Consider the following 21773-nt stretch of genomic DNA (forward strand, 5'->3'; position numbering starts at 1 on the left):
TATGTCAACTGTATTGGAAAGATCGGGGAAGGACCGGCGATGCCGAAGCAGGTGGACCACCGCGAACGCCGCGAGACGATCGCCCGGGCGCTGTGGCGGGTGGTCGACCAGCGCGGCGTCCAGCAGCTGACCCTGCGCGAGGTCGCCCAGGAGGCGGGCATCTCGCTCGGCCAGCTGCAGCACTACTTCGCCTCCCGGAAGGCGATGCTCACCTTCGCGATGGACCTCGCGGCGGAGCAGACCGCCGAACGCGTCGGCCAGGGCCTGCGGGGGCTCGGCGAACACCCGCACCCGCGCGAGGTGCTCCGCGTGATGCTCCTGGAGACCCTCCCGCTGCACCCCGACGCCCGTGCGACCAGCCGGATGAGCGCCGCCTACGTCCTGGAGGCCCTGCACGACGAGGACGTTCGCACCCGCGCGCGGGGCGGACTCCTCGAAGGGCGCGCCCTCGTGGAGCACCTGCTCCGGCAGGCCGTCGCGGACGGCCACCTCGCCGCCGATCGCGACCCGGCCGTCGAGACCGGCCTGCTGCTCGCCCTCACCGGCTTCACCACCCTGCTCGAACTGGGCGCGGTCACGGCGGAGGAGGTGGTCGCCGCCGTCGACAGTCACCTCGACCGGTTGTTCGGCGGCGGGTGACCCGGGCGGGGTCGGGCCGTGTGGGTTCCGGGGGCGGCAGGCGCGGGGGCGGACGCCCAGTGGAGGAGGAGAACGGAGGCGACGGCGGCGAGGGCGCACCAGGTGGAGACGAAGGCCAGCCGCCACAGGAGCGCGCAGGCCAGGGCGCCGGTGCCGGTGATCAGGCCGAGCCGGCGCAGCAGCCGGTCGCCGCTGGCCAGCAGGGCGCCGACGGTGGCGAGGAGATAGCCGGCCAGCAGGAGGGCGGGGTGCGGGACGCCGATGCGGTAGTCGAGGGTGTGGGCGTGGGCGGTGACGCCGACCGGGTGGGTGGCGACGGCGTGCGCCGACGGCACGGCCACCAGGAGACCGAACAGGACCAGCGCGGTGAGCAGCCGCCGTCGGGACCGGCCGGCGTCGACGGCGGCGCGGCGCACGCCGACCGGGACCAGCACGGGGAGCAGGGGCAGGGCGATCACCGCCCACGCCGTGCGGGCCCAGGCGGCCGGGGCGGCAGGCGGATCGCCGTCGGTGCCGAGCCAGACCACCGCCTCGATCAGCTGGTGTACGCCGAGGACGAGGGGCAGCGTGGCGAGTGGGAGGCGTTCGGGCCGCCCGGACCGGCGGGTGCGGACCAGGCAGAGCACACCGACGGCCGTCACCGCGCCGCCGACGACGAGGTCCGCCCGGGCACTCCAGCACATGGGGCCTCCCGGGGCCGCTCAGCCGGGGGACGGGCCGGTGGGCGGGTCGTCCTCGGAGCCCTCGTCCGACTCGTCCGACTCGTCCGACTCATCCGAGTCGTCCGCCGAGTCGCCCGGGACCTCGCCGATGGACTCCAGGACGTCGCCGGTGGTGCCGGGCAGGGCGGGGTGGCGGCCGATCACCACCACCCCGATGACGATCGCCACCAGGCCGGCGACCTGCCAGGCCAGGGCGCCGGGGGTGACGCGCAGCCGGTCGCCGAGGAACCCCACCGCGCAGGCGATCCCGGTGATCGGCTGGGCGGCCGTCAGCGCGGGCAGGGACATCCGCAGCGGCGCCGCCTCGAAGGCGCTCTGCACCAGCAGCAGCCCGACCACCCCGGCCGCCACCACCGCGTACGGCTGCCAGCTGCGCAGCACCGCCTCCAGCCCCTGGTGGTCGAGCCGCTGGGTGGTGGTGCGGGTCAGCGCGTCCTGGAGCCCGTAGAGCAGGCCGGCGGCCAGGGCGAGCACCGTCGCCTCCTCGAACAGCGGCAGCCGGCGGGCCGTGGAGATCAGCAGCAGGGTGAGCCCGACGACCGTGCCGACCACCAGCCAGTGCCGCAGCTCGCTCGCCGGCGCGCCGCCGCCGGTGGGTCTGCCCGCCACGATGAACGCCGTCACCCCGAGCGCGAGCAGCAGCACCCCGGCCCAGCCGGAGCGCCCGAGCGTCTGGCGGGTCAGCACCCGGGCGAGCGCCATCGCGAAGATGAGGTTGGTGGCGAGCAGGGGTTCGACCAGCGAGACCTCGCCCTGGTTGAGGGCCAGCGCGGAGAGGATCAGCCCGGTGATCATGAAGCCGGTGCCGAGCAGCCACTCGGGCATCCGCAGCAGGTCCAGCAGCAGCCGCCAGTGCAGCAGATCGGCGCGCGGGGCCCGCTGCGCCGCGTGCTGCTGGAGGACGAATCCGAGGCCCAGGAAGCAGGCGGCGCTCAGGGCCAGGACGAAAACCGCCACGGAGGGACCACCCGAGGGTTGTTGACCGCACCGCACCGCCGCCCGGCTCCGGGGCGGCTCCTCGGGCGGGTCCGCCCGCGTGGCCCGGCGATCCGGAGCGGGGTGTCCCGCGGCCTCGGCGCGTTGGGGCCAGCCTACCGCCGGGGTGGGGCGCCGACCCGTGGAGTCGCGCCGCCCGGCGGGTCGCACCGCCCCGGCCCGGCGCGCGGTTGCCGCCGCCGTGCCGGGGGGCGCACGCTGGGGGGAGCGGCCGCCGCGGGAGCACCGCCCGCACCGGCCCGATCAGGCGCGACGGGGGGTCGGCGCCAGGAGGTGTGGCATGCACAACCAGTGGGATGTGGAGCTGAGCTTCGAGGAGGACGGCGTCCACACCGGATGCCAGGCGAGGCTGACCGGAGCCCGGGCCCCGGGTCTGACCGCGCACGGGGAGTCGACCAGGAGCGTCGACGACCGCCCGCTCGCCAGGATCGGCGAGGAGGTCGCGGCCTCACGCGCGCTGGAGGCGCTGTCCCGCAAGCTGAAGGCCCAGGCCGACGGGGAGATCGAGGACGAGGGCCACCGGCCGGGCTACCTGATCTACTGAGGGGACGCCACCTTCGGGACGGCGCCGTCGCGGTCGCCGTCCGCAAGGCTCGCGGTCGCCGCCCGCCCGGTGGAGCGGCGGCGCGGGACGAGGAGCAGCGCGAGCAGGGTGGCCACCCCGAGCACGGCGGCCGTGGCCACGAACGCCCGGTCGTAACCGGCCGCGAGGGCGGCCCGCGCGGCGTCGGCGTTCCCCTCGGTGGCGGACCGCCGGGTGGCGGCCACCGCGACGGTCGACAGCACGGCGAGCCCGATGCTGCCGCCGCACTGGCGGCCGGCGTTGAGCAGCCCGCTGACCAGCCCGGCCTCGCGCGGGTCGACGCCCGAGGTGCCCATCGCGGTGTTGGCGACCATGCAGACGCCGACGCCCACGCTGGTCACGATCGACGGTCCGGCGAAGCCGGTCAGATAGCCGGAGTGCGGGCCGAGCCCGCCGAACCAGAGCATTCCCAGCGCGGCGAGCAGCAGCGCGCCGGTGAGCGTGGCCCGGCCGCCGAAGCGGGCGGTGAGGCGGCCCGCGACCATGCTGCCCGCCGCCGTCCCGGCGCAGAACGGCAGGAACGCGGCGCCGGCCGCCAGCGGGCCGTAGTCCAGGACGTTCTGCAGGAACAGCGAGCAGAAGTAGAAGCCGGCCAGCATGGCCGCGCCGAGCAGCGTCACCAGCAGGCTCGACATCCAGGCCGTCCGGGCCCGCAGCACGCCCAGCCGGACGATCGGCGCCCGCGCGAAGCGTGCCTCCCAGAGCAGGAAGGCCAGCCCGAGCAGCACGGCGGCGCCGAGCGTGGCGAGCGTCCGTGCCGAGCCCCACGGGTGGCGGTCGGTCGCCATGAGGCCGTAGACCAGGACGGTCATCGCGCCGGTGCCGAGTACGGCGCCGAGCACGTCGGGGCGGCCGGTGAGCGGCGGGCGGACGGCGGGCACCGAGCGGAGCGCCAGGGCGAGGCCGACCAGCACGATCGGCGCGTTGACGAAGAACACCCAGCGCCAGTCGAGCAGGTCCGTCAGCACGCCGCCGAGCAGGACGCCCAGTGCGCTGCCGCCCGCCGTCACCATCGACCAGATGCCGAGGGCCCGCGCCCGGGCCGCCCCGTCGGCGAAGGTCACCATGATCAGGGTGAGCCCGATCGGTGCCAGGACGGCGGCCGCGACGCCCTGGCCGGCACGGGCGGCGATCAGCTCCGCCGGGGTCCGGGCGAATCCACCGAGCACCGAGGCGAGGCCGAACAGCACCAGTCCCCAGAGCACCGCGCGGCGGTGCCCGGCGAGGTCGGCGATCCGGCCGCCGAGCAGCAGCAGTCCGCCGAAGGCGAGCGCATAGGCGTTGACCACCCACGGCAGGGCGCTGTCGGCGAAGCCGAGGGCGTGGCCCATCGCGGGGAGCGCGATGTTCACGATGCTGGCGTCGAGGGTGACCATCAGCTGGCAGACGGAGACGGTGGCCAGGACCAGGCCGGGGCGGGCGGTGACGGGGCGGGACGTCCTGGGCACGGGTGGGGCGGTGGTGCGGGACGAAGCGGGTCCGGGCATGGCGACCTCCGATGCGAACTTTGTTCGCGTAAGGTAAGCCTAACCTGAGTGGTAGGGCAAACGCCCAGGCCGGAAGGGGCTTGGCGCAGGCATGGCAGGATGGCGGGGTGTCAGAGCGGAGCAGCCGACCGGGCGTCGGCGAACACCAGGCGGACCGTGCGGGCGGGCCTGACGGGCCTGACGGGCCGGGCGGGCCGGGCGGCTCGACGGCGGCCGAGAGGGCCGCCGCCGGGGGAGCCGGGGCCGGGCCCGGCCGGTACGGGCGCAAGCGCCCGCGCCCCGGGCTGACCACGGCCGGGGTGGTCGCCGCCGGGCGCCGGGTGATCGAGCGGGACGGCATCGACGCCCTCACCATGCGGGCCGTCGCCACCGAACTCGGCACCGCGCCCGCGTCGCTGTACCGGCACGTCACCGACCGCGAGGCGCTGCTGATCGCCGTCCTGGAGCAGATCGCCGAGGGCATGCCGGTCGACGTGCCGGGTGCGACGCCGCAGGAGCGGCTGCTGCGCCGGCTGCTCGGCGCCCACGACTACATGGCCGGCCACACCTGGGTGCTGCACATCCTGATTCGGGGCGAACTGGTCGCCCGGAACGCGCTGGCGTTCAACGACGCCTGTCTCGCCGACCTGATGGCCGTCGGCCTGCGGCCCGAGCCGGCGCTGACCGCGTTCCGTGCCTGCTGGCAGCTGGTCCTCGGCGAGCTGCTCTCCGAACACCCCGTCAGCCCGCCGCGCGAGCCGAGCCAGCGGCGGGCCGTCATCGAGTCCGCGGACCGCGAGCGGCACCCCGCGCTGGGCCGGGTGCTGGACGAGGTGGGTTTCGTGGGGGTGGGCGAGCGCTGCGGTGACCTGGAGGTGTCGCTGGCGGCGCTGATCACGGGCTTGGTGGGCCGCTGGGGCCGGGGCGGAAGCGGATCCCGGCCGTGAACGGTCACGCTCCGCGGGGCGTGGCGGTCCGGCGCGCGGCCCGTGGGCCCGGCGTGCCGAGCCGGCTCGCGGCCTCGTCGAGCGCCGCCGGGACCTCGCCCGTCCGCTCACGGCCGCGATCCTGAACGCGATCCTGAACACGATCCTGAAGGCGATCCCACCCCCGTTCCGGTCGACCGTCCTGCCCGGGGCGGCTCACGGCTCCACCAGCTCCCGTGGTGCGTCCGCCACCTTCGCGACAGGCCTCAGCCACGCTCCCCGGCCCGGGTGCCGGCGCCCCAGAAGAGCGGGCCGGCCGTCGGCGTCACCGTGATGTCCCAGCCGAGCTCGCGCAGCCGGCTCTCCAGCTCCGCGGGGTCGTAGGAGATCTTCACGATCCGGTAGGCCGTTCCGTCGGGCGTGCGGCGCTGGATGGTGGAGGAGCCCGGGCCCTCGACCAGCTCCGCCGGATTCCGGTAGCGGTCGTCGACGAGGAACACCCGGCCGCCCGGTGCGAGGGCGGCGTCCACCAGCGACCAGAAGGACCGGAACCGGCCGGCCGGCACGTGCGAGAGCCAGCACCCCATGAAGACGACGTCGTGACGGCGATCGGGTTCCCAGGTGAACAGGTCGGCCTCGACGAAGCGCACCGGGGCGCCCTGCGGGACGCGCCGCGCGGCGATCGCGAGCATCTCCGGGGAGGCGTCGACGGCCGTGACCTCGTCGGCGTAACGGAGCAGCCGGGGGGTCCAGGTGCCGGGACCGCAGGCCAGTTCCAGGACGCTGCCCGCCGGCCGGAAGGCGTCGAGCGCCCCGGTCAGCTCGGCGCCGCCGGGAAGACCGCGGAGGTGGTCCGGGTAGTCCGCGGCGAGGGCGCGGTAGTAGGCGCGCTGCTCGGAGAGGAGCTGGTCCTGAGCCGGTCCGGAGTCCATGGCCTCACTATGGGGCGCGAGCCGGGGCCGCGCCTGCGGAAGGAGTGTCCGGAGATTCGACCCTTCGGCGCTGCTGCCCGGGCTGCTGCCGGGTCGGCACGCGTCAGCCCGTCTCCGGGGCGGCCGGGGCCAGGAACTCGGTGAGGCGGCGGTTCAGCGTCTCGGGGTGCGCGGTCAGCAGAGTGTGGTGGGAGGTGTCGGGCAGGACTCCGACCGTGGCGCCGGGCAGGGCGCGGCGGGCGCGGGCGGCGAGGGCGCGGGAGTCGTGGGTGCGGCTGCGGTCGGCGAGCAGGACGAGGGTGGGGGCGGCGAGGGTGTGCAGCTCCGCCGTGCTCGGGCGGGGGCCGGTGACCGGCCGGGCGGCGGGGAAGCCCGCGAAGCCGAGGGCGTAGAGCTCGCGCCAGGCGGGGTCGAGGCCGCTGCCGCCGCTCTCCCAGTCGAGGTAGGCGAGGGCCTTGGCGGCGGTGCGGGGCGGCAGGAGGAGCGGCAGCACGCGCAGCAGGTAGCGGGGCCGGTAGCCGGCGAAGCACTGGGTCGGGTCGAGCAGGGCGAGCCGGCGCACCCGGGCGGGCGCGTGCAGGGCGTAGCGCAGGGCGATCCAGCCGCCGTAGGAGTGGCCGGCGAGGTCGGTGGCGGGCAGGTCCAGCGCGTCGAGGACGGCGTCGAGCCAGCCGAGCAGGCCGGGCAGGCCGTCAAGGCGGGGGCGGTCGAGGGTGCTGCGGCCGGGGTCGCCGGGGAGGTCGACGGCGAGCACCCGGTGACCGGCCGCGGCGAGCGCGGCGGCGTTGGCGGCCCAGCAGGTGGCGGTGGCGCCGCCGCCGGGCAGCAGGACGAGCGGTCGGCCGTCGCGCGGACCGCAGGCGTTGACCCGGGCCGCGCCGTACGGGGTGGGGAGGGTGAGCGCCTCGACCGGGAGCGGCCAGCGGGCGAGGGCCTCGTCGTAGGCGGCGAGGAAGGCGTCGAGGGCGGGAGCGGCGGCGGGATCGGGCGCGGGGGCGGGGCCGGCGGCGGGATGTGCGGACATAGTCTTCCCCCAGAGGTGTGACGTACTTGCTCGGTGAGCATGTATCTCGCTGAGCGAGAGAATACGTCCGGAGATCTTCCGAGGGAAGGACATGCGGTGGAGTCGGAGCGGACGCCGATGCGGCTGGTTCACCTGCTGCGCGGGCTGACGGTCGAACTCGACCTGTTCGGCGCCGAGTTCGCGGCACGCCATGGCCTGCACCCGACCGATCTGCGGGCGCTGATCCATCTGCTGGACGCCGCGCGGGCGGGGGTGGTGGTCACGCCGGGGCGGCTCGGCGAGGCGCTGGGGCTGAACTCGGCCGGGACGACCGGACTGGTCGACCGGCTGGAGCGGCTCGGGCTGATCCGGCGCGAGCGCGATCCGGGGGACCGCCGCAAGGTGCGGTTGGTGGTGGAGGACCGGGCGATCGAACTGGGCCAGGGCTTCTTCGGCGGTCTGATCGCCGATCTGGTGGCCGCGATGGGGGCGTTCGGGGAGGAGGAACTCGCGGTGGCGCAGCGGTTCCTGGTGACGATGACCGAGGTGGTGTCCGCAGCCCGGGCGGAGTGAGGGCGCACGCGCGGGAGGGGCGGCGCGGGGCCCGGCGAGCGGTGACGCCGGGCCCCGGGCGGGCGGCCGGACCCTACGGGCGCAGGCCGGCGAACTCGTCGAGGACGGCGACCCGCAGCTCGTGCGCGCCGTCGGGACGGGTCTGCTCGTAGTACAGGTACCAGCGGCCCCGGGCGCCGACCACGTCGGCGTAGCGCACGTCCAGCCACGGGCCGTCGGGCGTCAGGCGGTGCCACTCGCGCAGGTCGGCGGAGGCGGCGAGCCCGCAGCGCTCCTCGTAGTTGCCGGACGCGTCGGCCGAGCCGTCGTAGAGGGCGAGCCAGCCGCCGGAGCCGTCGGGCAGGACGGCGGTGATCCGTGACTCGTAGGCGTCCCAGGCGCCGGCCGGGCCGACGTCGAGGACCTCGGCGGCGCGGCCGGGCGGGGCGGTGAACCGCAGGCCGTCGGTGGAGCCGGCGAGCGCGGTGGGCTGGACGGTCAGGCCGGTGGTGTGGATGTCGGCGGCGGCGTGGGCCCGGGCCTGCTCCTCCGGGCTGAAGGCGCGGGCGCGCGAGACGGTGGCGAACAACCGTACGCCGCCGTCGTGTTCGAGCAGGTAGGGGTCCTTGACGCCCTCGGTGCCGGTGTCGGCGGCGGTGAGGACCGGGGTGCGGGTGGCCAGGTCGAAGGCCTCGGGCGTCCCGGCGCGCAGGGCGTCGATCCGCCAGCGCCGGTCGACGGGGTCGACGTAGCTGAGGTGGAGCAGGTAGCCGCCGTCGCGCCGGAGCAGGGCGAAGCGCTCCATGGACGGCGAGCCGAGGTCGGCGCGTTCCACCGACCAGAGGTCGCGGAACTCCACGCCGTCGTGGCTCTCGGCCACCGCGCAGCGCCAGCCCCGGTCCCGGCCGTCGGCCGCGGGGCCGGCGGCGCGCGGGCGGCGTTCGCGGTAGGTGAGCAGGAAGCGGTCGTGGTCGGGCTCGTAGCGGACGCTCGGGCAGCCCGCCCAGTAGCCGGGCTCGGGGCGTTCGGGCGCGCGGACCAGGGCCGAGCCGGAGAGGTCGGGGGCTGCGGGAAGGGCGGTGGGGTGGGCCTTGGCGGTCATCGGCGGCGGGTCGTCCTCATGAGTGGGCGGGTAGGGACCTGCGGATTCTCCGTCACTTTCTATCAGATCAAGAGAAAGTGGCGGCCGGTGTGACCCGTGAGCCTGGAAGGGGCGATCGGGTCGGAGGCGGCTTGTCACATGGAGTGATTCTGTGAATCGCATGTTTCGCCCGATGGCGATCGAGCAACGCCGACCGGACGGGGCTTGACCCTCTCTCCAAGATCGGGAAAGACTTCTTCTCAGAGTCGATCAAACAGAGGAAGCCCGAACCGATGACAGCCCCCACCACCGACGCACCCGGCTACGGCGGTCTCGGCCTCTACGTCGGCGACCTCCACAACCACTGCGGCATCAGCTACGGCCACGGCCCGATCGAGGACGCCTACGCCAACGCCCGCCTCCAGCTCGACTTCGCCAGCGTCACCGGCCACGGCTGGTGGCACGACCTCCCCGAGCGCACGCCCGAGCTGGCCGGGCTGGTCGACTACCACACCGAGGGCTTCGCCCGGCTCGCCGACCGCTGGGAGCACGTCCAGGAGGTCACCGCCGCCGCCCACGAGGACGGCCGCTTCGTCACCTTCCAGTCCTTCGAGTGGCACAGCCTCGCGTACGGCGACCACTGCGTGTACTTCGACGGCCCGCGCGGCGAGATCATCCGCGCCGCCGACCTGGAGGGCCTGCGCGTGCGGCTGCGCGCCCTGGCCGCCGAGGGCGTGCGCACCTGGGCGCTCCCGCACCACATCGGGTACGGCACCGGGCGGCGCGGCATCGACTGGTCCGCGTACACCGAGGAGTTCGCGCCGGTGGTGGAGGTGATGTCGATGCACGGCTGCGCCGAGTCCGACGAGGCGCCGCGCACCTACCTGCACACCATGGGGCCGCGCGACACCGCCGGCACCGCCGTGCACGGGCTGCGGCTCGGCCACCGCTTCGGGCTGATCGGCTCCACCGACCACCACAGCGCCTTCCCCGGCAGCCACGGCCACGGCCGGCTCGCCGTCTGGGCGCCCGAGCTGACCAGGCCCGCGATCTGGGACGCGGTCCAGGCGCGCCGCACCTACGCGATCACCGGGGACCGCATCCTGCTCGCGACCTCGGTCAACGGCGTGCCGATGGGCGGCGAGGCGCCGTCCGCCGACCGCCGCCGGATCCGGGTCACGGTGCGCGGCCGGGACGCCCTGGACCACGTCGAGGTGGTCCGCAACGGTGTGCCGATCCACCGCCTGTCGCGGCCCGAACTCCTCGCCGCCGCCGGTGAGGAGAGGGGATTCGACGGCACGCTCGGCTTCGCCGTCGGCTGGGGCCGGCGCGAGACGGCGGTGCACTGGGACGTCACCCTGCGGGTGGAGGGCGGCGAACTGCTCGACGTGCAGCCCCGGTTGCGAGGCTCCGAGACGGTGGCGCCGGCCGAGGCCGAGCCCGCCACGTACCGGCCGTCCGACTGGTGGCGCACCGGTCCGGGAGAGCTGCGGCTGCGGACCGTGACCGAGGGCAACCCGAACACCGCGACCGATGCCACCCAGGGCTTCTCGCTGGCCGTCGCCGGCGACGACCGGACCAGGCTGACGGCGGTCGTCAACGGCATCGAGACCTCCTATCGGATCGGCGAGTTGCGGGAGGGGCCGCGGACCGGCTTCCTCGGCGGCTTCGTCTCCGGCGCCTACCGCTTCGACCGGGCGGTGCCCGGGCGCGAGCTCTCCGCCGACCTCGACCTGGTCGACGAACGGCCGGGCGGGGACGGCGACTTCTACCACGTACGGGTGAGGCAGCTGAACGACCAGTGGGCCTGGTCGAGCCCGGTCTGGGTGGGTGGCGGCGGTGCCGCCGGCGGACCGGCGGCCTCCTGTCGACGGGCCGGCTGACGCCTGGCAACCGTCGTCGGCCGGCCGCTCCGGTCACCGCCCACCGCCCACCGTTCACGCGAACCCGTACCGAGGAGCACCACCATGTCCGTCACCACCTCCGCGCGCCGCGCCGCCGGCACCGCACTGGCCGCCGCCCTGCTGACCGGCACCCTCGCCGCCCCGGCGGCCGTCGCGAGCGGCACCACCGCCTCCGCTGCTGCCGCCGCCACCACGGTCACCACCGGCACCACCGGCACCACCGTGTTCGCCGACGACTTCGAGTCCGGCACCGTCTCCCACTGGACCCGCCAGCGCATCGACGGCAACGGGAGCATCACCGTCACCGGCGCCCCCGCCGGCGGTTCCGGCCTCGCCGCCCGCTTCAGCGTCCCCAACGACGGCGTGTCCTACCGCTCCGAGGTGGCCGTGAACGCCCTCGGCTGGGGTGCCTACCGCTTCGCCCTCGCCGACTACCTGCCCGCCGACTGGGTGCAGACCTCCACCGAGACCATCGTCGCCCAGTGGCACGGCTACCCGCTCTCCGACGGCAGCGACACCAAGCCGCCGATCGCGCTCACCGTCAAGGACGGCAGCTGGCGCCTCAAGGTGCACTGGCTGACCGGTCCGACGACCGTCGCCGAGGCGGTGATCCCGCTCGGCACCGTGGAGTTCGGGCACTGGAACCAGTGGGCGTTCGACATCACCTGGTCCACCGCCACCACGCCCGGCTCGATCACGGTGTACCGCGACGGCGTGCAGGTCGGCGCGCACAGCGGGCTCAACAACTACCACCAGAACCAGGCCCCCTACTTCAAGACCGGGATCTACCGCGCCAACTGGAACCCGGCCAAGGGCATCCCGTACCCGACCGGCGGCCCCGACGTGGTGCTCTACAGCGACAGCGTCACCGTCACCCAGCTCTGACCCGGCCGAAACCCCCAACCACCAAGAGGTAGCAGCACCATGAGCGAAGCGGCCCGTCACCCCGGCCTGCCCCGACGAGGCTTCCTCGGCCTGAGCGCCGGAGCGGCCCTGCTGGCGGCGGGCTGCCGCTCGGCCACCGACCCGGACGCGGGCGCCGCCCCCGGCGCCGCCGCCGCGGCGTCCGCGCCCGATCTGCAGATCGTCTACGGCAGCGCGCCGGACCCCACCCAACTGCTCCACCGCGGCCCGGACACCCCGGCCTTCGTCAACCTCGTCCTCGACCGGCTGGTCGACCTCGACCCGGTGACCCTCCAGCCGGTGCCCTGGCTGGCCACCTCCTGGGAGTGGAGCGCGGACCGGCTGAAGCTGGTGCTCAAGCTGCGCGAGGACGTCACCTTCCACGACGGGCGCGCCCTGGAGGCCGACGACGTCGTCTTCTCGCTGGTCGGCGCCACCAAGACCTCCCAGGTCAAGCCGCTGCTGGAACGCCTCGCCGACGTCAAGGCCAGCGGGCGGAACGAGGTCACCCTCACCCTCGCCAAGCCCACCAGCAACCTGTTCGACGCCCTCGCCTTCAACCCGGTCGTGGACGCGCGGACGTACGTCGAGGGACGGGCGAGCGACACCGTCAACGGCACCGGCCCGTTCCGCTGGCAGTCCTTCAAGGGCGGCAACCAGCTCGACCTCGCCCGTTACGAGCGGTACTGGCAGAGCGGACGCCCGCGCTTCGAGCGGATCACCGTCCGCTCGGTGACCAGCAGCCAGGCCGCGCTGTCCGCCCTGCAGTCCGGGCAGGGGCACCTGATCGGCGCCGTTCCCGGGCGCGACCTCAAGGTGCTGACGGGCAACCCCGGCTTCACCGTGCAGTCCGCCAAGGCCTCCTACCAGCAGGCGTTCCTCGGCGTGAACGTCGCGTCCAAGCCCTTCGACGACCTCCGGGTCCGCCAGGCGCTGCAGTACGCGGTGGACCGCGAGCGGATCGTCGACCAGGTCTACGGCGGCCACGCCGAGGCCAGCAGCCTGCCCTGGCCGTCCAACACCCCGGGCGTCACCCCGGACCAGGTCACCCGCTACCGGCACGACCCCGAGAAGGCGCGCGGGCTGCTGCGCGAGGCCGGCGCGGAGGGCGCCCGGGTGCCGCTCACCGCCGCCAACTCGCCGGTCTTCAGCTCGCTCGTCGAGCTGGTGAAGTACGACCTGGAGCAGGCCGGCTTCGGCGTCGACGTGCAGCTGCTGGACAACGCGGCCCTCCAGCCGAAGATCCAGCAGGGCACGCTGGAAGGCCTGTTCGTGGCCAACCACGGCATGGTCAGCGTCTCGCCGCTCAGCGGGATCACCGTCTCCGGGCCGCTCCAGGTGGGCCGGAACACCTCGCACGTCACCGACCCGGCCTACGCCGAACTCCAGGCGCGCGCCTTCGGGGCCGCCGACGAGCAGGCCCGGGCCGACGTCAACCACGAGCTGTCCGAGTACCTGCTCGCACAGTCCTTCCACATCACCCTGGCGCACGCCTGGGAGACCTACGCGTTCGCCTCCTCGGTGCGGGAGGTGTCCACCAGCGCGCTGGGCTACCTGAAGCTGACCGACACCCGCCGGGACGCCTGAGCCGCCGCCCCGCCCACCCCGGCCGGCCACCCACCCCGGCCGGCCACCCGCCCCGGCCGAACCGCGCGGCCCGCCCGCGCCGTCAGCCGTCCCGCCCACCCCCGGAGAACCCCCCGTGCCGTACTGGACCAGAAAGGCCGCCGGAGCCCTGGCCACCCTCTGGCTCGCCTCGGTGGCCGTCTTCCTGCTGCTCCGCCTGGCCCCGGGCGACCCGGTCTCCGCCGCGCTCGGCGCCGAGGCCGACCAGGAGCAGCGCGACCACCTCGGCCGCCAGCTCGGCGTGGACCGCCCGCTGCCCGCCCAGTACCTCACCTGGCTGGGCGGGCTGCTGGGCGGCGACCCCGGGCTCTCCTTCCACTACCGCGAACCGGTCACCCGGATGATCGGCCAGAGCCTCGGCTCCACCGTCCAACTCGCCCTCGCCGCGGGCCTGCTGATGCTGGTGCTCGGCCTGCTGCTGGGCGCCGCGCTGGCCGCCGAGCGGCGCGGCCGGCTGGCCCGGGCGCTGGACCCGCTCACCACGGCCGTGCTCGCCCTGCCGGTGTACGTCACGGCGGTGCTGTTCGTCTTCGTCTTCGCCGTGCTGCTGCGCGTGCTGCCGGCCGGCGGCGAACGCGACCTCCTCACCGCGCCCGACCTGGCGGTGCAGTACCTGGCGCTGCCCGCCGTGGCGCTCGCCCTGCCCGGCTCGGTGGTGCTGGCCCGGCTGCTCGCCACCGAGCTCCGGCGCACCCGGCAGGAGGAGTTCGTGCTCACCGCGATCGCCAAGGGCGCCCCGCCGCGGCGGATCCTGCTGCGGCACGTGCTGCCCAACAGCCTGGCGCCGTTCTGCGTCGAGTTCGGGCTCAACCTGGGCGAGCTGCTCGGCGGCGCCGTCGTCGCCGAGCAGCTGTTCGCCCGGCACGGCCTCGGACAGCTGCTGCTGGACGCGATCAACCAGCGGGACTACCCCGTCGCCCAGACCCTGATCATGCTCGCGGTCGCGGTGGCCGTCACCGTGCAGCTCGGCTCCGAGCTGCTGGTCGGCCGGCTGGATCCGCGGATCGCCCGCGCCGGCGCCGGGGAGGGCCGATGAGCACCACGACCGCCGTCGACGGGAGCCGGTGGCCCGCCCTGCCCGCCGTGCTGCGCGGCCGGCGCGGCCGCACCGGGGCGGTGCTGGTCGCCCTGGTGGTGCTGCTCGGGCTGCTCGGCCCGCTGCTGCTCCCCGCCGACCCCTACCAGCAGGGCCGCGAGGCGCTCGCCGGACCGTCCTGGTCCCACCCGCTCGGCACCGACGAGGTCGGCCGCGACCTGCTGGCCCGCGCGCTGTACGGGGTCCGGATCGAACTGCTGGTCTGCCTGCTGGCGGTGCCCGCGGCCGCCGTGCTCGGCACCCTGCTCGGGCTGCTCGGCGGGCTGAACCGGTTGCTCGGCGAGGCCGTCCAACGGCTCTTCGACCTGCTGCTCGGCTTCCACGGGCTGCTGCTGGGCCTCGCCATCGCACTGATCGTCCGCCCCGGGCTCGGCAGCGTCGTGGTCACCGTCGTGCTCAGCGCGCTGCCCGCCTTCGGCCGCCAGGCCCGCGCCGCGCTGCTCGCCCAGCTCGCCCGCGACCACGTGGTGGCCGCCCGGGTGCTCGGCGTGCCGCGCGCCCGCACCCTGCGCCGCTACGTGCTGCCCAACGTCACCGACGCCGCCACCGCGCTGCTGGCCGTGGCGATGGCGCACGCCGCCAAGATCGAGGGCGGCCTGAGCGTGCTCGGCTTCGGCATCCAGCCGCCCACCCCCTCGCTCGGCACGATGATCAACACCGGCAGCAAGTACCTCTTCCTGCACCCGGGTTACGCCCTGGCGCCGGTGCTGCTGCTGGGTCTGCTGGTGTTCGGTCTGACCCTGCTCGCCGACTCGTTCAACCGGGAGAAGCTGCGGTGACCGTGACGACGACGAACACCCCGGAGGCCCCGGCGACGGTGTCGCCGCTGCTGGAGATCACCGGGCTGAAGGTCACCGCCGGGCCCCACGAGGTGGTCCACGGCGTGGACTTCACCCTGCGCCCCGGCGAGATCCTCGGCCTGGTCGGCGAGTCCGGCTCCGGCAAGACGCTCACCGCGCTCGCCGCCAACCGGATGCTCCCGCCCGGCTGCCGCACCACCGCCGGCACCGTCCGCCTGGACGGCACCGATCTGCTCACCCTCCCCGAGGATGCCGTGCGCGCCGTGCGGGGCCGGCGGATCGGCATGGTCTTCCAGGACCCGCTCGCCTACCTCAACCCCCGGATGCCGATCGGCCGCCAACTCGCCGAGGCCGCCCTGGTGCACGGTGCGAGCCGGGCCGACGCCCGGGCCCGCGCGCTCGAACTCCTCGACCTGGTCGGCATCCCGGAGCCCGGCCGCCGCTACCGCGACCGCCCGCACGAGTTCTCCGGCGGCATGCGCCAGCGGGTGCTGATCGCCATGGCGATGGCCAACCGGCCCGACCTGCTGATCGCCGACGAACCCACCACCGCCCTCGACCCCACCACCCAGGCGGGCATCCTCGACCTGCTCGTCCGGCTCCGCGACGAGACCGGCACCGCCGTCCTGCTGATCACCCACGACCTCGGCGTGGTCGCCCGCAGCTGCGACACCGTCCAGGTCATGTACGCCGGACGGATCGCCGAACGCGCTCCGGTCGAACGGCTGTCGGCCGCCCCCAGGCACCGGTACACCGCCGGGCTGCTGGCCTCCGTGCCCCGATTGGACGGTCCGCGCGGCGTGCCGCTCGCCGTGATCGGCGGCCGCCCGCCCGCCGCCGGCGAACAGCTTCCGGGCTGCGCGTTCGCGCCGCGCTGCGCCGCCGCGGTGGAGCGGTGCGGGCAGGAGGCGCCCGGCTGGGTGACGGCGGGGGAGCACGGTTTCGCCTGCCACCGGCCGGTGGCGCCGGGAGAGGGGCCGGGGCCGGGGGAGGAGCCGGGGCCGGGGGCGGCCGTCGAGGAACCCGCCGAGCCGGCGGGGGCCACCGTGCCGTCGGACGTCGCCGAGCCGGTCCTGGTCGCCGAGAACCTCACCGTCCGCTACGGACGCCGGGGCGTGCCCGCGCTCGACGGCGTCGGCCTCGCCGCCGCGCCCGGCCGGGCCGTCGGCGTGATCGGCGAGTCCGGCTCCGGGAAGTCGACGCTGGCCCGCGCCCTGCTCGGGCTGCTGCGTCCGCAGTCCGGCACCGTCCGGGTCGGCGGCCGTTCCTGGGACGCGGCCACCCCGGCCGAGGAGCGCGCACTGCGCCGCCGGGTGCAGTTCGTCTTCCAGGACCCGTACGCCTCGCTCAGCCCGCGGATGACCGTCCGCGACGCCCTCGCCGAACCGCTGCTCGCCCACGGGCTGCCGCTCGGCCGGATCGATGAGCTGGTCGAACTCGTCGGCCTGCCGGCGGCGTTGCTGGACGCCCTGCCGCACCGGCTGTCGGGCGGGCAGCGCCAGCGGGTGGCGATCGCCAGGGCGCTCGCCGTCGGCCCGCAGGTGCTGGTGGCCGACGAGCCCACCTCCGCGCTGGACGTCTCGGTGCAGGCGCAGATCCTCAACCTGCTGCTCGACCTGCGCCACCGCACCGGCATCGGCCTGGTGTTCATCTCGCACGACCTCGCGCTGGTCCGTCACCTCTGTGACGAGGTGCTGGTGATGCGCCACGGCCGGGTGGTCGAACAGGGCCCCGCCGAGCGGCTGTTCACCGCACCCGAGCACCCGTACACCCGTGAGCTGCTGGCCGCCGCAGGACAGCACGGAACCCCGAAGACCCTCCGAGGAGCGCCATGACGCCGAACGCCCGCCCGTCCCGCCGCCAACTCCTGCTCGGCGCGGGCTCCGTGACCGCCCTGACCGCGCTCGGCACGGTCGGCGCGACGCCCGCGGCGGCCGCCCCGCCCCGCCCCTCCGGCACCCCCGGGGTGACCGGACTCGGCCCCGGCAACGCCGACTTCCCGCTGATGAGCGCGACCCTGATCGGCGAGACGCTGTGGATCGGTTCGCGCAACCTGGCCCCGGCCAGGGTGGTCGGCTACCACGTGCCGACCGGACGGGTCACCGGCACCGCGACCCTGCCGACCGGCAACTTCGTGCAGGGCTCGGCCGCCCACGGCGGCCTGCTGTACCTCGGGGTGACGGACGCGCCGAAGGCCGTCAACCTCTACCGCTTCGACCCGGCCGACGGCAGCGTGCGCGGCCTCGCCGCCGTGCCCGGCGCCGACGTCCGGGACGTCGCGGTCGCGCCCGACGGCGTGGTCTTCGCCACCGGCCGGCAGAAGGGCCGGGCGGCCGGCCCCGGCCTGTACGCCTACGACCCGGCGAGCGGCGTGCTCACCGAGGTCGCCTCACCGGCCCCCGGCGCGACCCAGGGGCGGGCCGTCGAGGCCACCGCCACCCACGCCTACCTGGGCGTCGGCAGCAACCTCGCGGGCGGCGGCGGGGCCACGCTCGCCTCGCTGTTCGCGGTCGAGCGGGCCACCGGGCGGGTCACCGACATCACCCCGCCGGAGCTCGCCGCCGACACCATCGTGCGGCAGATCACCGTTCTCGGCGACGACCTGCTCGCCGTCTCCACCGAGGGCAAGCCCGCGCACGTCGCGCTGCTGGACCCGGCCACCCACACCGTGCTGCGCTCCTTCGCGGTGCCCGGCACCAAGAGCGTCACCAACTTCCAACGCCTCGGCGACACCGTCTGGTTCACCTCCACCGAGCACGGCACGGTCTGGCGCCACCGGCTCGGCACGGACGGCCCGGAGGCCTTCGCGGTGCCCGTCCCGGACGGCAACTCCTGGGGCCTGGGCCGGATCGGCGACACCCTGGCCGGCGTCACCGAGGGCGGCACCGCCTGGACCCTCTCCACCGCCACCGCCGCCGTGACCACCACCGACCTGGTGGCCGCCGGCGCGCCCGCCGAGGCGCAGCTCGGCATGTCGCTGGCGGCCCGGTACGGCCGGGTGTACGTCGGCGGCAACGGTTCGGTCGCGCTGCACGACCTCAACGCCGGGACGGTGCGCAAGCTCCCGGTGCCCGGCGAGGCGAAGGACACCGTGATCCTCGACGACGGCACCCTCTACCTGGGCGTCTACTCCTCGCAGGGGATCTGGCGGTACCGGCCGTGGGCCGACGAGGCGCCGGTCCAGGAGGCGGCGCTGCCGCAGGAGCAGAACCGGCCGCAGACGGTGCGCTGGGACGACGAGCACCGGCTGCTGCTGCTCGGCGTGCAGGCCGACACCACCGGCGGCGGCTCGTTCGTCACCTACCGGCCCGGCAGCGGACGGCCCACCGTGCACGTGGACCCGCTCGGACCGGAGCAGCTGGTGCGCGCGGTGGCGGCCGGACACGGTCAGGCCTTCCTCGGCGGCGACAACGCCAGGACCACCGGCCCGCGCGGCGACCTGGCGGCCTGGGACCCGGTGGCCGGGCGCGAACTGTGGCGCACGGCCACCGACTTCGGCTCGGGCATCAGCAGCCTGGTGGTGCACGGGCGCCGGCTGTTCGGGATCACGGTGAACGGGCAGGCCTTCGCCGCCGACCTGCGCACCGCCCGGCCGGGCCGCGCCCCGGTCATCGACGCCAGGGCCGACCTGCGGGCGGTCACCGCGGCCAACCCCAGGCTGCTGGTGGCCCGCGGCCGGCTCTACGGGATCAGCGAGAAGACGCTGTTCCGGCTGGATCCGGTGACGCTGGCCGCCACCGTGCTCGTCCAGGTGGACGCCGAGTGGTACAGCGGCGCCCGGGTCGCGGCCGACGAGGACGGCGTGCTGTACACCCTGCGCGGCCGCGAGCTGATCGCGGTGCGGGACCGCTGAGGCGGGCGCGTACCGCGACGCACTAGGCTGGCCCCATGGGGGAGCCGAGGGGTGGGTCGGCCGCGAAGCGGCTGCGCTGGGTCCGTCGTGCGATCGGCGTGTTCGTCGCGACGTTCATCTGCGTGATGCTCCTTCTGTGGGCCGCCCACCACGAACCGGAAGGCCGGAGCGATCCGAGCACGAGCGGTGCGCCCCCGGACGGGGGGACGCAGACCGCGGAGCCGTCGGCCGGGTTCGACGTCGGCTCGGCGGCGACGATCAGCGCGGTCGCCGGCCTGGTGACCTCGGTCGGCGTCAGCGCGTCCAAGATCATCAGTGCCGTCGCCGAGCTGACCCGCAGCCGGGCCGACCTCGCCCGCGCCCGCCGGGAGGAGGGGGCCGGTGCGCCCGCCCCGGCACCCGCTGCCGTCCCCGGTGCGGGGCCAGCCCCCGTGCCGGGCGAGGACGTCTGACGGAACCGGGTGCCGGGCGGCCCGGCTGCGGGCGCGGTGGACCGGGCACCTGCCCGGGCCGCGCTCCGACGCCTCTGACCGGGCGCCCGACCACCTGATCACCCGATCACCCGATCGTCCTAGCGTCCGAGAGCCCGGGCGCCAGAGAGCCCGAGAGCCAGAGCGCCCGAGAGCCCGGGCCGCCGTCAGCCGGCCGGCGTGAGCGCGTCGAAGGCGGCCGCGCCCGGCTCGTCGAGCAGCGCGAGCACCGCCGTCCGCACATGGCGGGCCATGTCCACGGACCGGTCGAAGAGCCACTGCGCCTGGAGCCCGTCCATGAGTGCGGTGAGCCGCACGGCGGCCTCCTCCGGGTCCACGTCGCCGCGCAGGTGGCCGGCCTCGCGGGCCGCGCGCAGGGCCTGGGCGGTGCCGCGCCGGATGCGCTCGTAGCGGTCGGCGAAGTAGGCGTGGGCGGGGTGCTCCGGGTCGGAGGCCTCGCCGGAGAGCCGGACGAACAGTTCGATGAGCCCGGGAACCAGCTCGTTGTGCCCGGCGAGGTCCACCATCCCGCGCAGCACGCCGAGGCCGCCGCCGAGCCGGGTGTACGGCCGGAAGCGTTCCCGGTCGAGGCGGTCGCGGTCCTCCAGCACGGCCTGGAGCAGCGCGTCCTTGTCGGGGAAGTAGCGCAGCAGACCGGCCCGGGAGATGTCGCACGCGGCGGCGAGGTCGAGGATCGTGACGGCTCTGAACCCGCGCTGGGCGAAGTGCTCGGCGGCGGTCTGGATGATCGCGGCCCGGCGGGCGCGGCCCTTGGCGTAACCGCCGGTCACCGCCGCCGCCCCGGCTCCTGAGGTGGTCATGGGGGAACGGTAGCAGGGTTGCTTGACAGAAAGCTACACGTGTGTAGCAATTGGGCCCACACCACGCCGTCGTGGCCGGTTCCCCTAGGAGCTCCCCCATGCTCGACTCCCCCTCGCTGCCCGCGGAGGCCCCCGCTCCGCAGGCGCCCCCCGGCTTCGTCCGAAGACTGGCCCTCGGTCAGTTCGGCATGTACCTGGCCGTCCTCGCCCCCGTGATGGGCGGGCTGTCGGTCAAGATCCAGGGCCTGGTCGGCCTGGACGACGCCCCCGCCCAGCTCGGGTTGGTGGCGGGGACCGGCGCGCTGTTCGCCCTGGTCGGCCAGCCCCTCGCCGGCCGCCTCTCCGACCGCTGCACCTCCCGCTACGGGATGCGCCGGCCGTTCCTGGTCGGCGGCGTCACGGTGATGGCGGCGGCCCTGCTGGCCTGCGCCCTGGCCCCCAGCGTCCCGGTCCTGCTGATCGCCTGGTGTGCCGCCCAGGGCGCCGCCAACGTCGCCTTCGCCGCCGCCGGCGCGACCGTGGCCGACCACGTGCCCGAGGCCAGGCGCGGCAGCGTGTCCGGCATCGTCGGCGCGGTCACCCCGATCGGCATCATGGTCGGCTCGGTCCTGCTCTCCGTGCTGCCCGACGACGTCCTGCGCTTCGCCGTGCCGGCCGCCATCGCCGTCGTCCTCGGCTTCTGGTTCGCCGCCCGGCTGCCCGACCGGGTCCGCACGGCTCCGCCGGACGAGCCGCTGAACGTGCGCAGCCTCCTGCTCTCCTTCGTCTTCGACCCGCGCAAGCACCCGGACTTCGGCTGGGCCTGGCTGAGCAAGTTCCTCATCATGCTCGGCTACGGCGCCCTGGCCGGCTATCTGACCCTGTTCCTGGCCGCCGAGTTCGGCATGGACGACACCGACGAGCAGCTGCGCTTCAACGCCCTGGCGAACGGCCTGAGCGTGGCCACCCTGGTCGTCGCCAGCATCGTCGGCGGCGTGCTGTCCGACCGGGTCGGCCGCCGCAAGCCCTTCGTGACGGGCGGCGGGCTGCTGATGGCGGCCGTCCTCGCCGTGGTGACCGTCACCCCGTACCTGGGCGACGCCGGCCTGGGGACCCTGCTGGTCCTCGAAGCGGTCCTCGGCATCGGCGCCGGCCTGTTCTTCGCCGTCGACAACGCGCTCGCCATCAGCCTGCTGCCCAGCCCGGACGACACGGCGAAGGACCTCGGCGTGCTCAACATCGCCAACGCCCTGCCGAGTTCGATCTCGCCGTTCCTGGCCGGCGTGATCGTCATCCCGGTCGGCAACGCCCTGTTCGGCGGGGCCGGCTACTCCCTCTGGTTCGGCCTCGCCGCCGTGTTCTGCCTGGTCGGAGCGCTGCTGGTGACCAGGATCAGAAGCGCGGCCTGACCGCACCGCTCC

At 75.2% G+C, this 21773-nt stretch carries 20 protein-coding genes; 13 read left to right on the top strand and 7 right to left on the bottom strand.

The annotated features are described in order from the left end of the window. The first annotated feature begins 39 nt into the window (after positions 1-39). Positions 40-639: a TetR/AcrR family transcriptional regulator gene (locus ACF1AK_RS32605; protein ID WP_391502432.1), complete on the top strand. Its 600-nt coding sequence runs from the start codon at positions 40-42 to the stop codon at positions 637-639. Here the strand turns inward: ACF1AK_RS32605 and ACF1AK_RS32610 are convergent. Together ACF1AK_RS32610 and ACF1AK_RS32615 are read right to left on the bottom strand one after the other, a co-directional pair. Further along, positions 609-1322: a DUF6629 family protein gene (locus ACF1AK_RS32610; RefSeq protein WP_391502433.1), complete on the bottom strand. Its 714-nt coding sequence runs from the start codon at positions 1320-1322 to the stop codon at positions 609-611. The two genes, ACF1AK_RS32605 and ACF1AK_RS32610, sit on opposite strands and share 31 nt — an antisense overlap. 18 nt (positions 1323-1340) lie before the next feature. Then, positions 1341-2318: a DMT family transporter gene (locus ACF1AK_RS32615; RefSeq protein ID WP_391502434.1), complete on the bottom strand. Its 978-nt coding sequence runs from the start codon at positions 2316-2318 to the stop codon at positions 1341-1343. 319 nt (positions 2319-2637) lie between these two features. On the opposite strand from ACF1AK_RS32615, the gene ACF1AK_RS32620 reads away from it, so the two are divergent. Then, positions 2638-2901 carry a dsRBD fold-containing protein gene (locus ACF1AK_RS32620; protein ID WP_350547934.1) on the top strand — a complete coding sequence of 88 codons (264 nt, stop codon included), beginning with the start codon at positions 2638-2640 and terminating at the stop codon, positions 2899-2901. On the opposite strand, the gene ACF1AK_RS32625 is transcribed toward ACF1AK_RS32620, so the two are convergent. Next, positions 2895-4388, bottom strand: a complete 1494-nt coding sequence (locus ACF1AK_RS32625) for an MFS transporter (RefSeq protein WP_391502435.1) — start codon at positions 4386-4388, stop codon at positions 2895-2897. The genes ACF1AK_RS32620 and ACF1AK_RS32625 overlap by 7 nt on opposite strands. A gap of 146 nt (positions 4389-4534) precedes the next feature. Here ACF1AK_RS32625 and ACF1AK_RS32630 point away from each other — a divergent pair, with 146 nt between their 5' ends. Next, entirely contained in the window at positions 4535-5353 is an 819-nt protein-coding gene (locus ACF1AK_RS32630) for a TetR/AcrR family transcriptional regulator (RefSeq protein WP_391502436.1), read from the top strand. A gap of 245 nt (positions 5354-5598) precedes the next feature. On the opposite strand, the gene ACF1AK_RS32635 is transcribed toward ACF1AK_RS32630, so the two are convergent. Both ACF1AK_RS32635 and ACF1AK_RS32640 read right to left on the bottom strand, forming a co-directional pair. Beyond that, complete coding sequence (locus tag ACF1AK_RS32635) at positions 5599-6264, bottom strand: class I SAM-dependent methyltransferase (RefSeq protein WP_391502437.1); 666 nt, start codon at positions 6262-6264, stop codon at positions 5599-5601. A gap of 103 nt (positions 6265-6367) precedes the next feature. Continuing rightward, on the bottom strand, positions 6368-7288 hold the full coding sequence (locus ACF1AK_RS32640; protein ID WP_391502438.1) for an alpha/beta fold hydrolase: 921 nt from the start codon (positions 7286-7288) through the stop codon (positions 6368-6370). A gap of 117 nt (positions 7289-7405) precedes the next feature. Between ACF1AK_RS32640 and ACF1AK_RS32645 the strand changes: the two genes are divergently transcribed. Further along, complete coding sequence (locus ACF1AK_RS32645; RefSeq protein WP_391502439.1) at positions 7406-7840, top strand: MarR family winged helix-turn-helix transcriptional regulator; 435 nt, start codon at positions 7406-7408, stop codon at positions 7838-7840. 73 nt (positions 7841-7913) lie between these two features. Here ACF1AK_RS32645 and ACF1AK_RS32650 read toward each other — a convergent pair whose 3' ends face one another. Continuing rightward, a complete protein-coding gene (locus ACF1AK_RS32650; RefSeq protein WP_391502440.1) occupies positions 7914-8921 on the bottom strand; it encodes a hypothetical protein in 1008 nt (335 codons plus the stop codon). Between the two features lie 272 nt (positions 8922-9193). Here ACF1AK_RS32650 and ACF1AK_RS32655 point away from each other — a divergent pair, with 272 nt between their 5' ends. The 8 genes from ACF1AK_RS32655 to ACF1AK_RS32690 all read left to right on the top strand — a co-directional run bounded on the left by ACF1AK_RS32655 (position 9194) and on the right by ACF1AK_RS32690 (position 19534). Beyond that, positions 9194-10783, top strand: a complete 1590-nt coding sequence (locus tag ACF1AK_RS32655) for a DUF3604 domain-containing protein (protein WP_391502441.1) — start codon at positions 9194-9196, stop codon at positions 10781-10783. Between the two features lie 84 nt (positions 10784-10867). Next, the gene (locus tag ACF1AK_RS32660; protein ID WP_391502442.1) at positions 10868-11689 is read left to right on the top strand and encodes a polysaccharide lyase; all 822 of its coding nucleotides are present in this window, start codon (positions 10868-10870) and stop codon (positions 11687-11689) included. A gap of 39 nt (positions 11690-11728) precedes the next feature. After that, positions 11729-13294: an ABC transporter substrate-binding protein gene (locus ACF1AK_RS32665; protein WP_391502443.1), complete on the top strand. Its 1566-nt coding sequence runs from the start codon at positions 11729-11731 to the stop codon at positions 13292-13294. A 115-nt stretch (positions 13295-13409) separates the two neighbouring features. Beyond that, a complete protein-coding gene (locus ACF1AK_RS32670) occupies positions 13410-14369 on the top strand; it encodes an ABC transporter permease (RefSeq protein ID WP_391502444.1) in 960 nt (319 codons plus the stop codon). Further along, positions 14366-15208 (top strand): ABC transporter permease, encoded by an 843-nt coding sequence (locus ACF1AK_RS32675; protein WP_380287773.1) that lies wholly within the window; start codon positions 14366-14368, stop codon positions 15206-15208. The genes ACF1AK_RS32670 and ACF1AK_RS32675 overlap by 4 nt, the downstream gene beginning before the upstream one ends. Before the next feature lie 2 nt (positions 15209-15210). Beyond that, complete coding sequence (locus ACF1AK_RS32680) at positions 15211-17064, top strand: dipeptide ABC transporter ATP-binding protein (RefSeq protein ID WP_391502445.1); 1854 nt, start codon at positions 15211-15213, stop codon at positions 17062-17064. Then, a complete protein-coding gene (locus ACF1AK_RS32685; protein ID WP_391502446.1) occupies positions 17061-19082 on the top strand; it encodes a PQQ-binding-like beta-propeller repeat protein in 2022 nt (673 codons plus the stop codon). Before ACF1AK_RS32680 ends, ACF1AK_RS32685 begins: the two co-directional genes overlap by 4 nt. A 35-nt stretch (positions 19083-19117) precedes the next feature. Next, positions 19118-19534, top strand: a complete 417-nt coding sequence (locus tag ACF1AK_RS32690) for a hypothetical protein (RefSeq protein WP_391502447.1) — start codon at positions 19118-19120, stop codon at positions 19532-19534. 185 nt (positions 19535-19719) lie between these two features. On the opposite strand, the gene ACF1AK_RS32695 is transcribed toward ACF1AK_RS32690, so the two are convergent. Beyond that, on the bottom strand, positions 19720-20373 hold the full coding sequence (locus ACF1AK_RS32695; RefSeq protein WP_391502448.1) for a TetR/AcrR family transcriptional regulator: 654 nt from the start codon (positions 20371-20373) through the stop codon (positions 19720-19722). Between the two features lie 98 nt (positions 20374-20471). Here ACF1AK_RS32695 and ACF1AK_RS32700 point away from each other — a divergent pair, with 98 nt between their 5' ends. After that, the gene (locus ACF1AK_RS32700) at positions 20472-21761 is read left to right on the top strand and encodes an MFS transporter (protein ID WP_391502449.1); all 1290 of its coding nucleotides are present in this window, start codon (positions 20472-20474) and stop codon (positions 21759-21761) included. The last annotated feature ends 12 nt before the right edge of the window (positions 21762-21773 follow it).

The sequence above is a fragment of the Kitasatospora sp. NPDC015120 genome (assembly GCF_043080305.1).
GTDB lineage: Bacteria > Actinomycetota > Actinomycetes > Streptomycetales > Streptomycetaceae > Kitasatospora.

Coding starts and splice junctions, on each gene's coding strand:
- ACF1AK_RS32605 (WP_391502432.1), top strand. CDS start 40: ATGCCGAAGCAGGTGGACCACCGCGAACGCCGCGAGACGATCGCCCGG.
- ACF1AK_RS32610 (WP_391502433.1), bottom strand. CDS start 1,322: ATGTGCTGGAGTGCCCGGGCGGACCTCGTCGTCGGCGGCGCGGTGACG.
- ACF1AK_RS32620 (WP_350547934.1), top strand. CDS start 2,638: ATGCACAACCAGTGGGATGTGGAGCTGAGCTTCGAGGAGGACGGCGTC.
- ACF1AK_RS32635 (WP_391502437.1), bottom strand. CDS start 6,264: ATGGACTCCGGACCGGCTCAGGACCAGCTCCTCTCCGAGCAGCGCGCC.
- ACF1AK_RS32640 (WP_391502438.1), bottom strand. CDS start 7,288: ATGTCCGCACATCCCGCCGCCGGCCCCGCCCCCGCGCCCGATCCCGCC.
- ACF1AK_RS32645 (WP_391502439.1), top strand. CDS start 7,406: ATGCGGCTGGTTCACCTGCTGCGCGGGCTGACGGTCGAACTCGACCTG.
- ACF1AK_RS32650 (WP_391502440.1), bottom strand. CDS start 8,921: ATGACCGCCAAGGCCCACCCCACCGCCCTTCCCGCAGCCCCCGACCTC.
- ACF1AK_RS32655 (WP_391502441.1), top strand. CDS start 9,194: ATGACAGCCCCCACCACCGACGCACCCGGCTACGGCGGTCTCGGCCTC.
- ACF1AK_RS32660 (WP_391502442.1), top strand. CDS start 10,868: ATGTCCGTCACCACCTCCGCGCGCCGCGCCGCCGGCACCGCACTGGCC.
- ACF1AK_RS32665 (WP_391502443.1), top strand. CDS start 11,729: ATGAGCGAAGCGGCCCGTCACCCCGGCCTGCCCCGACGAGGCTTCCTC.
- ACF1AK_RS32675 (WP_380287773.1), top strand. CDS start 14,366: ATGAGCACCACGACCGCCGTCGACGGGAGCCGGTGGCCCGCCCTGCCC.
- ACF1AK_RS32685 (WP_391502446.1), top strand. CDS start 17,061: ATGACGCCGAACGCCCGCCCGTCCCGCCGCCAACTCCTGCTCGGCGCG.
- ACF1AK_RS32690 (WP_391502447.1), top strand. CDS start 19,118: ATGGGGGAGCCGAGGGGTGGGTCGGCCGCGAAGCGGCTGCGCTGGGTC.
- ACF1AK_RS32695 (WP_391502448.1), bottom strand. CDS start 20,373: ATGACCACCTCAGGAGCCGGGGCGGCGGCGGTGACCGGCGGTTACGCC.
- ACF1AK_RS32700 (WP_391502449.1), top strand. CDS start 20,472: ATGCTCGACTCCCCCTCGCTGCCCGCGGAGGCCCCCGCTCCGCAGGCG.